The sequence below is a fragment of the Bacillus sp. FSL R7-0672 genome (genome assembly GCF_038601465.1).
GTDB lineage: Bacteria > Bacillota > Bacilli > Bacillales > Bacillaceae > Bacillus > Bacillus pumilus.
Window position 1 is genome coordinate 53,765 of the sequence record NZ_CP152010.1, and the last position, 12,657, is coordinate 66,421.

Annotated in this window: 13 protein-coding genes; all 13 read left to right on the forward strand. The window is 41.9% G+C overall.

Features of this window, described 5'->3' with window-relative positions; translation table 11 throughout:
* The first annotated feature begins 104 nt into the window (after positions 1-104).
* The 13 genes from yabG (at position 105) to mfd (ending at position 12,566) form a co-directional block, all read left to right on the forward strand.
* Positions 105-989, forward strand: coding sequence for a sporulation peptidase YabG (gene yabG, locus MKY18_RS00285; protein ID WP_034620903.1), 885 nt, complete (start codon positions 105-107; stop codon positions 987-989).
* 213 nt (positions 990-1,202) lie between these two features.
* On the forward strand, positions 1,203-1,460 hold the full coding sequence (locus MKY18_RS00290) for a Veg family protein (RefSeq protein WP_003217979.1): 258 nt from the start codon (positions 1,203-1,205) through the stop codon (positions 1,458-1,460).
* A 163-nt stretch (positions 1,461-1,623) separates the two neighbouring features.
* Positions 1,624-1,806 (forward strand): small, acid-soluble spore protein, alpha/beta type, encoded by a 183-nt coding sequence (locus MKY18_RS00295; RefSeq protein WP_065097662.1) that lies wholly within the window; start codon positions 1,624-1,626, stop codon positions 1,804-1,806.
* Between the two features lie 149 nt (positions 1,807-1,955).
* Positions 1,956-2,825, forward strand: coding sequence for a 4-(cytidine 5'-diphospho)-2-C-methyl-D-erythritol kinase (gene ispE, locus MKY18_RS00300; protein WP_044140396.1), 870 nt, complete (start codon positions 1,956-1,958; stop codon positions 2,823-2,825).
* A 55-nt stretch (positions 2,826-2,880) separates the two neighbouring features.
* A complete protein-coding gene (gene purR / locus MKY18_RS00305) occupies positions 2,881-3,714 on the forward strand; it encodes a pur operon repressor (protein WP_113768769.1) in 834 nt (277 codons plus the stop codon).
* A 37-nt stretch (positions 3,715-3,751) separates the two neighbouring features.
* The gene (ridA, locus tag MKY18_RS00310) at positions 3,752-4,129 is read left to right on the forward strand and encodes a 2-iminobutanoate/2-iminopropanoate deaminase (protein ID WP_342497659.1); all 378 of its coding nucleotides are present in this window, start codon (positions 3,752-3,754) and stop codon (positions 4,127-4,129) included.
* A gap of 225 nt (positions 4,130-4,354) precedes the next feature.
* Positions 4,355-4,651, forward strand: a complete 297-nt coding sequence (gene spoVG / locus MKY18_RS00315) for a septation regulator SpoVG (RefSeq protein WP_034324487.1) — start codon at positions 4,355-4,357, stop codon at positions 4,649-4,651.
* A gap of 210 nt (positions 4,652-4,861) precedes the next feature.
* On the forward strand, positions 4,862-6,232 hold the full coding sequence (gene glmU, locus MKY18_RS00320) for a bifunctional UDP-N-acetylglucosamine diphosphorylase/glucosamine-1-phosphate N-acetyltransferase GlmU (RefSeq protein WP_106067698.1): 1,371 nt from the start codon (positions 4,862-4,864) through the stop codon (positions 6,230-6,232).
* Between the two features lie 22 nt (positions 6,233-6,254).
* Positions 6,255-7,208: a ribose-phosphate diphosphokinase gene (locus MKY18_RS00325; RefSeq protein ID WP_003217907.1), complete on the forward strand. Its 954-nt coding sequence runs from the start codon at positions 6,255-6,257 to the stop codon at positions 7,206-7,208.
* A gap of 137 nt (positions 7,209-7,345) precedes the next feature.
* Complete coding sequence (locus MKY18_RS00330) at positions 7,346-7,972, forward strand: 50S ribosomal protein L25/general stress protein Ctc (protein ID WP_283924090.1); 627 nt, start codon at positions 7,346-7,348, stop codon at positions 7,970-7,972.
* Positions 7,973-8,112: 140 nt separating this feature from the next.
* Positions 8,113-8,679: an aminoacyl-tRNA hydrolase gene (pth, locus tag MKY18_RS00335; protein ID WP_065097674.1), complete on the forward strand. Its 567-nt coding sequence runs from the start codon at positions 8,113-8,115 to the stop codon at positions 8,677-8,679.
* 55 nt (positions 8,680-8,734) lie between these two features.
* Entirely contained in the window at positions 8,735-8,965 is a 231-nt protein-coding gene (locus MKY18_RS00340) for an anti-sigma-F factor Fin family protein (protein ID WP_003217967.1), read from the forward strand.
* A 67-nt stretch (positions 8,966-9,032) separates the two neighbouring features.
* A complete protein-coding gene (mfd, locus tag MKY18_RS00345) occupies positions 9,033-12,566 on the forward strand; it encodes a transcription-repair coupling factor (RefSeq protein WP_113768767.1) in 3,534 nt (1,177 codons plus the stop codon).
* Positions 12,567-12,657 lie beyond the last annotated feature (91 nt).

Consider the following 12,657-nt stretch of genomic DNA (forward strand, 5'->3'; position numbering starts at 1 on the left):
CGTTTGTTCGGGCATAGGTTAGAAAGAACAGCACCATGAAAGACGAACATATTTAGCGCAAGACGATACCAACAGGATATGAGCCTGATTGTGGAGTGAAAAGCATGCAATTTCAAATAGGAGATATGGTGACAAGGGCATCCTATCAAATGGATATTTTGTTTCGAATCATTCGAATTGATGAGACCGATCAGCACGAAGCCACCGCCATATTGCATGGGAATGAAGTGAGGCTGATTGCTGATGCCAAGTTGTCAGATCTCGTCAAGGTTCAAAAAGAGGAACAGCTGACTAGAGAGAAAAATGACGAACGAAAAATCAATGAATCGCTCGACTTACTAAGACAGGATTATCAGCTGCTGCGGGAAAAACAAGAGTATTATACTTCTGGACAATATCAGCATCAGGAGCAGTATTTTCACATGCCTGGAAAGGTCCTTCATTTAGATGGAGATGCTTCATACTTAAAGAAATGCTTAGATGTATATGAACGAATTGGTGTACCTGTGTATGGGGTGCATTGCCATGAGAAGAAAATGCCAAGCATGATTGACTCGTTAATTGATCAATATCGACCAGATATATTGGTTATCACAGGACATGATGCGTATTCCAAGCAAAAGGGCGGCGTACATGATATCAGTGCCTATCGTCATTCTCGGCATTTCGTTGAAACGGTTCAAAAAGCCAGACGGAAAATCCCTCATTTAGATCAGCTTGTGATCTTTGCTGGTGCCTGTCAATCTCATTTTGAATCATTGATCCAAGCAGGTGCCAATTTTGCGAGCTCGCCTTCACGTGTGAATATTCATGCGCTCGACCCCGTCTATATCGTTGCGAAGATCAGCTTCACTCCATTTGTCGATCGAATCAACGTGTGGGATGTGCTCCGAAATACATTAACAAGAGAAAAAGGGCTCGGAGGCATCGAGACGAAGGGTGTTCTAAGGGTAGGTATGCCTTATAAAAGAGATCATGAATCGACATAACCCGACTGATTTCAGTCTGGTTTTTTTTATGTTCAAAAAGAAATTGCAAAAGGATACATAATTCACCGGAAATTGAGAAAAATAGGGAGAAGAAAAGGTAGAAGTTTGTCAAAATTATTTTGTTGACAATGGCTCGTGTTCGTTGATATAATTTAATTTTTATTTGACAAAAACGGGCCGTTGTTGTATAATTATCTCAGTGAGGTGGATGCAATGGCGAAGACTTTGTCCGACATCAAAAGATCGCTTGATGGTAACTTAGGTAAACGTTTGACGTTAAAGGCTAACGGGGGCCGCCGTAAAACAATTGAGCGTTCGGGCATTTTAGCTGAAACGTACCCTTCTGTATTTGTGATTCAATTAGATCAAGATGAGAATTCGTTTGAAAGAGTTTCTTATAGTTATGCAGATATACTGACTGAGACGGTCGAATTAACGTTCGATGATACCGCTAGCTCAGTCGCCTATTAATGGGCAGTGAACTTTTTGTTTACTGCTTTTTGTTTTGCCTTTTTTTCTGAATGGGAGTCTGTCCATTTTTTGAAAGGGGTAAAAGAAAGGATTCGATACAAAATAAGAAAGCCACACAAGCAGTGGCACTGATTCGAATTCTCGACTAAAGGGGCTGTTTCGTTTGGGTAGACGCCGAGGCATTATGTCAGATGAGTTCAAATACGAGCTGGCGAAGGATCTTGGATTTTATGATACCGTCAAAAATGGAGGCTGGGGAGAGATTCGTGCGCGTGACGCAGGTAATATGGTCAAACGTGCCATTGAATTAGCTCAACAGCACATGGCTCAGGATGAGAATCAATGATAGAAAAACGGTCAGGGATACCTCGGGTGTCTCTGGCTTTTTTTGATGAAAAAGTCAGTGTGCTCGGCGTAAAAGCCTATATTCATCAGATCCATCAAATGTGATACAATATTGATACTTATGTTTAGATGGAGAAGTAGGTGAAATGTTTGCGTATTTTAGAAAAAGCACCGGCGAAAATTAATCTCTCACTTGATGTTCATGGAAAAAGACCGGATGGATATCACGAAGTGGAGATGGTGATGACAACAATAGACCTTGCAGATCGACTAGAGCTGACGGAGCTGGACAAGGATGAAATTCGTGTATCATCTCATAATCGATTCGTGCCTGATGATCAGCGTAATTTGGCTTATCAGGCGGCTAAATTACTTAAAACAAGGTTCGGTATTCAAAAAGGTGTATCCATTGTCATCACAAAAACAATTCCAGTCGCAGCAGGGTTAGCTGGAGGCAGCAGTGATGCAGCAGCAGCACTTCGCGGCTTAAATCGTTTGTGGAAGTTAAACCTCACGTTAGATGAACTAGCTGAGCTTGGAGCGGAGATCGGCTCAGATGTGTCCTTTTGTGTACACGGAGGCACAGCACTAGCGACAGGACGTGGAGAAAAGCTGAAGCATATTGCGGCACCGCCGCATTGCTGGGTGATTTTAGCGAAGCCGGTGATTGGGGTATCTACAGCAGAAGTCTATAGACAATATGACGCAAGCAAAGTAGAACACCCGAATGTAAAGCGTATGATTGAAGCGATTGAAGCGAAAGATTATAAAGAGATGTGCGGCTCACTCGGAAACGTTCTAGAGTCTGTGACATTAAAGATGTATCCAGAAGTAGATATGATCAAAAGGCAGATGAAGCGTTTCGGTGCTGACGCTGTTTTAATGAGTGGAAGCGGCCCTACAGTATTTGGTTTGATTCAATATGAATCGAAGGTACAAAGAATATATAACGGACTGAGAGGATTTTGTGATCAAGTATACGCTGTCCGCATGATCGGCGAACAAAATGCCCTTGATTAAATCCGTATATTAAGTTATATTTATCATAAATTATTCGGGTTCTGGGGGTAAGTTCATGAAGTTTCGTCGAAGCGGCAGATTGGTGGACTTAACAAATTATTTGTTAGCCCACCCGCACGCACTAGTACCGTTAACTTTTTTTGCAGAAAGATATCAATCTGCGAAGTCCTCCATTAGTGAAGACTTAACGATTATCAAACAGACCTTCGAACAGCAGGGAATAGGCACATTGCTTACTGTACCTGGTGCTGCTGGCGGAGTGAAATATATTCCGAAGATTCACCTAAAAGAAGCAGACGACGTGGTAAACGATATCGGAGAAGCTCTATCGACTCCTGAACGTGTACTTCCTGGCGGTTATTTATATTTAACCGATGTTTTAGGGAATCCATCAATCCTTGCGAAAATCGGTAAGCTATTTGCGACCATCTTTGCAGACCGTGCGATTGATGTCGTCATGACTGTTGCGACAAAGGGTATCCCTATTGCCTATTCTGTTGCTGGTTATTTAAATGTGCCGGTTGTGATCGTTAGAAAAGATAATAAAGTAACTGAGGGATCAACTGTAAGTATTAACTACGCGTCAGGTTCGTCTAATCGAATTCAAACCATGTCACTTGCAAAGCGAAGCTTAGATAAAGGATCCAATGTCCTGATCATTGATGACTTTATGAAAGCGGGCGGAACCATTAACGGCATGGTGAATTTGCTTGAGGAATTTAATGCAAATGTTGCAGGGATCGGTGTTCTTTTAGAAGATGAAGGCGTAGATGAACGTCTCGTTGATGAATATGTATCGCTTTTAAAGCTTTCAACCATTGATATGAAGCAGAAGATCATTGAGATCAATGAAGGCAATTTCCACGAGTTTTTTCATTCGAAAGCTTAAGCGTTGATAAACATGTAGTTGAATGGGAGAGATTGATATGACAAAAGTTGTTCAAACCAAACATGCACCAGCAGCCATTGGACCTTACTCTCAAGGGATTATTGTCAATAACATGTTTTGCAGCTCCGGGCAGATTCCATTAACAGCAGCTGGAGACTTTGTAAATGGAGATATTAAAGAACAAACTCATCAAGTGTTCCGTAATCTTAAGGCCGTACTTGAAGCAGCAGGTGCTTCCTTTGAGACAGTTGTGAAAGCAACAGTTTTTATCAAGGATATGGAACAATTCGCAGAAGTAAATGAAGTGTACGGTGAGTATTTCCATACACATAAGCCAGCCCGTTCTTGTGTGGAAGTAGCAAGACTTCCTAAGGATGCACTCGTAGAAATTGAAGTGATTGCATTAGTAAAGTAAACAGGCAATCTTAACGAAAGCCGTTTGGTTTCATCATATGCAGGAAAAGACATCATTATGATGTCTTTTTTTCACGCAAAGAATGTAAGCGTCGTCACTAAAATGACAAAAAATGTATAAATATCCCGATATTTCAAAAAAAGTTTAAAAAAAGAGCAGGAGAATCACCACAATCGTTGAATACCTAAGTAATGCTTTTATATTGGGAAAAGGTGGTGAACTACTGTGGAAGTTACTGACGTAAGATTACGCCGCGTGAATACCGATGGTCGCATGAGGGCGATTGCATCCATCACGCTGGACCACGAATTTGTTGTTCATGATATTCGTGTGATTGATGGAAACAATGGGTTGTTTGTTGCAATGCCTAGCAAACGCACGCCTGATGGAGAGTTTCGCGATATTGCACATCCAATTAATTCAGGTACTCGGGGGAAAATCCAAGATGCTGTATTAAATGAATATCATCGCTTAGGCGAAGAGGAAGAAACAATTGAATATGAAGAAGCTGGAGCTTCTTAACCATAAGTAAAACCAAAAAGACAGCTTTAAGAGAAAATGGAATGTTTTCTTTTAAATGCTGTCTTTTTTGCGTTTTTCCTCATGTGTCTTTCATGTGTCTTATATGTTTCATCCGTTAGAAAAATATTGTACTTCCTCATGTATCCTTGAAATCAGTCCTTATTTAGGATATATTTTTCTATGGATAATAGGGATATTGGAGGCCAATCAATGGATAAGCGGTTCGCAGTGATTTTAGCAGCGGGAAAAGGAACGAGAATGAAGTCAAAGCTATACAAAGTACTTCATCCAGTTTGCGGAAAGCCAATGGTCGAGCATGTGGCAGATGAAGCGTTAAAGCTTTCTTTAGCCAAGCTAGTGACGATTGTCGGTCATGGAGCAGAGAACGTTAAAGAGCAGCTTGGAGACAGAAGTGAGTATGCACTTCAAGAAGAACAGCTGGGAACAGCACATGCCGTCAAACAAGCAAAGTCGTTCCTTGCGCAGGAAAAGGGAACAACCATTGTCATTTGTGGTGATACGCCATTATTGACAGCGGAGACAATGGAAGCTATGTTGAGCGAGCATCAAAAACATCAAGCGAAAGTCACTATTTTAACAGCACATGCGGATGACCCGACAGGTTATGGTCGTATTATTCGTGACGAAACCGGTGCTGTCGTGAAAATTGTGGAGCATAAAGATGCGAATGATGCGGAACGTCAAGTGAATGAAATTAATACAGGGACTTATTGTTTTTCAAATGAAGATCTCTTCCGTGTGATTGAGCAAGTGTCGAATGAAAATGCACAGGGCGAATACTATTTGCCAGACGTCATTGAAATCTTAAAGAATGAAGGGCAAACAGTAGCTGCATATCAAACACCGCATTTTGAAGAAACACTTGGAGTCAATGATCGTATCGCTCTATCACAAGCAGAGCAATTCATGAAGCGACGTATTAATCATCAGCATATGAAGAATGGTGTGACCTTGATTGATCCTGAGAACACGTATATTTCACCTGATGCGGTTATCGGTGAAGATACAATGATTTATCCTGGGACGGTCATCAAAGGGAATGTGAAAATCGGTGCAGACGCCACTATTGGACCAAACACTGAAATTGTTGACAGCATCGTCGGAGACCGCACAGTGATTAAGCAATCTGTCGTCTGCGATAGTGAGGTTGGAGTCGATGTGACAATTGGGCCGTTTGCTCATATTCGCCCGTTGTCGAAAATTGGCGATGAAGTGAAGATCGGGAATTTTGTCGAAATCAAGAAAACGGTTATCGGTGACCGCAGCAAAGCATCTCATCTAAGCTATATTGGAGATGCAGAGGTCGGAACTGATGTAAACCTTGGCTGTGGCTCTATTACAGTCAATTATGATGGGAAGAACAAATTCTTAACGAAGATTGAAGATGGCGCTTTTATTGGCTGTAATTCTAATCTCGTGGCACCAGTCACTGTCGGAAAAGGGGCATATGTTGCAGCTGGTTCAACGGTTACAGAAGATGTACCGCAGGATGCATTGTCTATTGCTAGAGCAAGACAAGTCAATAAAGAAGATTATGTGAAAAATATTCATAAAAAATAATCCAAATACCCGGAGGTTTACCATGTCTAATCGTTATGCTGATGCGAATTTAAAGATATTCTCTTTGAATTCAAACCCTGAACTTGCGAAAGAAATTGCCGATCGTATCGGAGTTGATGTAGGAAAGAGCTCTGTTAAACGCTTTAGTGACGGTGAAGTCCAAATCAATATTGAAGAAAGTATTCGTGGCTGTGATTGTTATGTCATTCAATCCACTAGTGCGCCAGTGAATGAGCACATCATGGAGCTGCTCATTATGGTAGATGCACTAAAACGCGCTTCTGCGAAAACGGTCAATATTGTGATCCCTTATTACGGATATGCACGTCAAGATCGTAAGGCAAAACCTCGTGAGCCAATCACTGCGAAGCTTTTTGCGAACTTACTTGAAACAGCGGGTGCTACACGTGTCATTGCACTTGATCTTCATGCGCCGCAAATCCAAGGTTTCTTTGATATTCCAATCGATAACTTAATGGCTGTGCCAATCTTAACAAACTATTTCGAACAGAAAAACTTGAATGATATCGTCGTTGTGTCTCCTGACCACGGTGGTGTAACACGTGCGCGTAAAATGGCAGATCGCCTGAAAGCGCCAATCGCAATTATCGACAAACGTCGTCCAAAGCCAAACGTTGCTGAAGTGATGAACATCATTGGTAACATTGAAGGCAAAACGGCGATTCTCATCGATGATATCATTGATACAGCTGGTACCATTACACTTGCTGCAAATGCACTTGTGGAAAATGGAGCGGCTGAAGTATATGCTTGCTGTACTCACCCAGTATTGTCTGGACCAGCAGTAGAACGTATCACAAATTCTAAAATTAAAGAATTAGTTGTGACAAACAGTATTCACTTAACAGATGACAAGAAAGTTGGAAAATTCATTCCACTTTCAGTTGGGCCTTTGCTTGCAGAAGCCATCATCCGTGTACATGAAGAAGAATCTGTGAGCTACCTTTTCAGTTAATTTTCTGATTAAAAAAGGCCCTAGGCATCCGCTTGGGGTCTTTTTGCTATCATCATTCACAGCAAATAAGTTTAAAATGATTCGGTTATGGGTAATTATGAGAGTAGTGACAAAAATGAAATAGGATGGTGCTGAATATGGCAACTTTAAAAGCAAATAAAAGAACTGATTTCAAACGTTCCACACTGCAAAAAATCCGTCATTCAGGACACGTTCCTGGTGTCATATACGGAAAAAATACAGACAACCTGGCTGTTTCACTAGACAGCATCGATTTATTAAAGACCTTACGTGATGAAGGGAAGAATACAATCATCACATTAGACGTGAACGGTGAAACAAAATCCGTGATGGTCACAGAATTACAAACAGATCCGCTGAAAAATGAGCTTGTCCATGCAGATTTCCAAGTAGTCGACTTACAGCGTGAAATTGAAGCAGATGTACCTGTACAGCTGATTGGCGAATCTAAAGGAGTTAAAGATGGCGGTGTGCTTCAGCAGCCACTATTTGAACTATCCATTACAGCGAAACCAAAAGATATCCCTCAGCATATTGAAGCAGATATTACAAGCTTAGAAGTGAATGATGTCCTAACAGTCGCTGATTTGTCTGTTCAGTCATCATATCAAGTGAATAACGATCCAGAAGAAGTCGTGGCATCCATTTTACCACCTCAGCAATCAGAGGTTCCTGAACCAGATAGCGCAGAGGAACCAAAAGAACCTGAGGCCATTAAAGAAAAGGATAACGATGGAGAATAACTGGGCATTTAGAGACGTAACCCTCCCGCGGTTGCGTCTTTTGTGCTAGAATGAAAAGAATTCATACGTTTTTACATGAGGCAATCCAATTGGCTCATTTTTTAGGCGTGTGCTTTGTGACAAAGGAGGTTATTGGTTTCATGATTGCATTTGTTGGATTAGGTAATCCAGGAAAAGAATATGAAAAAACAAGACATAACGTCGGGTTTATGACAATAGATGAATTATCGAAAAAATGGGACATCCCTTTAAATCAATCAAAATTCCATGGACTGTTTGGAACAGGGTTTGTTTCAGGGCAAAAGGTTCTACTTGTAAAGCCGCTTACATATATGAACTTATCAGGAGAATGCGTGCGTCCGCTAATGGATTACTATGATATTCCTCTTGAACATTTGAAAGTCATCTATGATGATCTTGATTTGCCAACTGGCCGGATTCGTTTGCGTACAAAAGGAAGTGCTGGCGGGCATAATGGAATCAAATCGTTGATTCAGCATTTAGGGTCACCTGAGTTTGATCGATTCCGTATCGGCATTGGACGCCCTCAAAATGGCATGAAGGTCGTCGATTACGTGCTAGGACGCTTTTCAGAAGAGGAGCAGCCTGACATTGCATCAGCCATTCAGGCGTCTGTCGAAGCTTGTGAGGCGGCTTTAACTAAGCCATTTTTGGAAGTGATGAATGATTTTAACAAAAAGGTATAAGAATGATAAGCAAAGCACATACTGATCATAAAATCTCAGCATGGGAGGATCACGTATGGCTTTGCATTATTACTGCCGGCACTGTGGTGTAAAGGTTGGCAGTCTAGATGAATCCGCTGTTCAAAGTGAAGCACTTGGATTTCATCACTTAACAAATGAGGAAAGAAACGATATGATTTCTTATAGGGAAAATGGTGATTTACATGTACAAACCATTTGTGAGGATTGCCAAGAGGCGCTCGAAAGAAATCCTGATTACCATCAGTATCATACCTTTATTCAATAAAAAGCTTTGGTGTAGATAATAGACCAAAGCGTTTTTCTGTTTTAAACAAGCAGGGAGGAGGAGCCAAATGAAAAATATACAATCATTTATCAAACAAAGTGATGATTTTCAGTCCATTTTTAATGGGCTAAAGGAAGGGTTAAAAGCACAGCTGCTCGCCGGACTATCAGGCTCCGTCAGATCTTTATTTACAGCCGCTATATCAGACGAACTTAAGCGGCCGATGTTTATTGTGACTCACAACTTGTATCAAGCGCAGAAGGTAACAGATGATCTTGCCAGTGTGCTGTCAGATCGCTCGGTCCTTCTTTATCCTGTGAATGAACTCATTGCTTCAGAAATTGCCGTTGCGAGCCCTGAGCTCAGAGCACAGCGTCTAGATGTTCTGAACCGGCTGGCGAATGGAGAAAACCCCATTATCGTCACCCCGGCTGCTGCGGTGCGTCGAATGCTTCCGCCAGTTGAGCTCTGGAAGGAGAGTCAGATCCATTTAAAGCTTGGTGAAGAAATTGATTTGGAGGCGTTTTCAAAACAGCTTGTACAAATCGGTTATGACCGGACGTCGATGGTTGCTGCGCCCGGAGATTTTAGTGTGCGCGGAGGAATCATTGATATTTATTCGTTAACGGAAGATCATCCAATTCGTATTGAGCTGTTTGATACAGAAGTAGACTCAATTCGAACGTTCCACTCGGATACACAGCGTTCATTAGAAACACTTCAAGAAATTAAAATCGGTCCCGCAAAAGAGCTGATTGTGAGAGGGCCTGAACGAGTGAGAGCCATTGAACAGCTTGATCAAGGACTTGCGAAGAGCTTAAAGAAATTCAACTCGGACCAGCAAAAAGAATTGCTGCATCAACATATTTCTGCTGATCGAGAGAAGCTGCTAGAAGGTATCGTGACACAGGAAATGACGAAGTACCTGTCCTATTTCTATGAAAAACCTGCTAGTTTGCTAGATTACACATCACAGGATACGATTATTATTTTAGATGAAATTAGCAGGATTCAGGAGATGGAAGAACAGCTTGAGCAGGAAGAAGTGGATTGGACAATTAGCCTGCTTGAAGAAGGCAATATTCTTCATGATTTATCCCTTTCTTTCCCGTTCCAACAACTAATCAATCAGCAATCGCGGTCGATTCTGTACTACTCCTTGTTCCTGAGACATGTCCAGCAGACAAATCCGCAAAATATCGTCAATGTATCTAGTAAGCAAATGCAGAATTTCCACGGGCAGATGAATGTGCTTGCGAGTGAAATTGAACGCTACAAAAAACAACAATACACAGTTGTCTTCTTAGGTGCGGATGAAGAACGGACAGACAAACTGTCTTCTGTCTTACATGATTATGACATTGAAGCTGCTCTTGCCAAGCCGGACGCAGAGCTTGTAAGCGGACAGGTGTATATTTTACAAGGTGAGCTGCAAACAGGCTTTGAACTGCCGTTATCAAAAATTGCCGTGATCACAGAAGGCGAGCTCTTCAAGAAACGTGTGAAGAAGCAGGCACGTAAGCAAAAGCTGACCAATGCAGAGCGAATTAAGAGCTATTCAGAGCTTCAAGTCGGCGATTATGTGGTGCACATTAACCACGGGATCGGTAAGTATTTAGGAATTGAAACGCTTGAAATCGGCGGCATTCATAAAGATTATTTAAATATTCATTATCAAGGAAGCGACAAGCTTTATGTACCGGTTGAACAAATTGATCAGGTACAGAAGTATGTTGGATCAGAAGGTAAAGAACCAAAGCTGTACAAACTAGGCGGTAGTGACTGGAAACGCGTGAAGAAAAAAGTAGAAACTTCTGTTCAGGACATTGCAGATGATCTCATTAAGCTGTATGCAGAACGTGAGGCAAGCAAAGGGTATGCCTTCTCACCTGATCATGAGATGCAGCGCCAGTTTGAATCAGCGTTCCCTTACCAGGAAACAGATGATCAAATCCGTTCGATTCATGAAATCAAACAAGACATGGAGCGGGAGCGTCCAATGGACCGCCTGCTTTGTGGAGATGTGGGATACGGAAAAACAGAAGTGGCGATTCGAGCCGCCTTCAAAGCGATTGCTGACGGGAAGCAGGTTGCTCTGCTTGTGCCAACAACCATCTTAGCGCAGCAGCATTTTGACACGATTATGGACCGATTCCAAGACTATCCGGTCAAAATTGCTCAGCTGAGCCGTTTCCGTACAAGAAAAGAAACAACCGAAACGTTAAAAGGGTTGAAAAATGGAACGATAGATATGGTTATCGGTACACATCGTTTGCTTTCTAAAGATATTGTCTATAAGGACTTAGGTCTGTTGATTATTGATGAAGAGCAGCGTTTTGGTGTGACCCATAAAGAGAAAATTAAACAGATGAAAGCCAATATCGATGTACTGACATTAACGGCTACGCCAATTCCGCGTACGCTGCATATGTCTATGCTTGGCGTACGGGATTTATCGGTTATTGAAACACCGCCTGAAAACCGTTTCCCTGTTCAAACCTATGTGGTCGAGTACAATGGCGCTTTAGTCAGAGAAGCGATTGAGCGAGAACTAGCACGCGGTGGTCAAGTGTACTTCCTGTACAACCGTGTCGAGGATATTGAACGCAAAGCAGATGAAATCTCCATGCTAGTTCCAGATGCGAAAGTCAGCTATGCACATGGGAAAATGAGTGAGAACGAGCTGGAATCAGTGATGATCAATTTCCTTGAAGGTGAATCAGATGTATTGGTCAGTACCACCATCATTGAAACGGGAGTCGACATTCCAAATGTGAACACGCTCATCGTCCACGATGCCGATAAAATGGGGCTTTCTCAGCTGTACCAGCTAAGAGGACGAGTAGGACGCTCGAATCGTGTCGCATATGCTTATTTCACGTATAGAAAAGATAAAGTTCTGTCTGAAGTAGCAGAGAAGAGACTTCAAGCTATTAAAGAATTCACAGAGCTCGGATCAGGATTTAAAATTGCGATGCGTGATTTAACGATTCGAGGAGCAGGAAATTTACTTGGTGCACAGCAGCATGGATTCATTGATTCTGTTGGATTCGACCTCTATTCTCAAATGCTGAAAGAAGCCATTGAAGAAAGAAGAGGCGATACAACGGCTCAAGATAAATTCGAACCGGAAATCGATCTGCAAATCGATGCTTACATCCCGGACACATACATTTCGGATGGGAAGCAAAAGATCGAGATGTATAAACAATTCAGAGCGATTGGATCAATTGAAGAGAGAAAAGAGCTTCAAGATGAAATGATCGACCGATTCGGTGAATATCCGCAAGAAGTGGCGGACTTGTTCACAATTGCGACGATGAAAGTATACGCAGTGCAGGAACGTGTCGAATTGATCAAGATGGAGAAAGGGATTGTCAGACTCACCCTTGAAGAGCAAGCAAGCAGTGAAATCGACGGTCAAAAATTATTTGCCCTCGGCAGTAAATATGGCCGTGATATTGGCCTAGGAATGGAAGGCAGCAAGCTAATTATTTCTGTCCAAACGAAAGGCAAGAAGACGGAAGAATGGCTAGATATTGTTCTGAATATGCTTCGAGGTCTTCAAGATGTGAAAAAAGAAACCATTCCATCTTCATAAAAATTTGTTTGTCTCTCGTGTATATTACGGTTGATGTGACGGATACTAATCTCAGGGTCAAGTGGTGAATGTTGCATAAAGTGGACGCTTT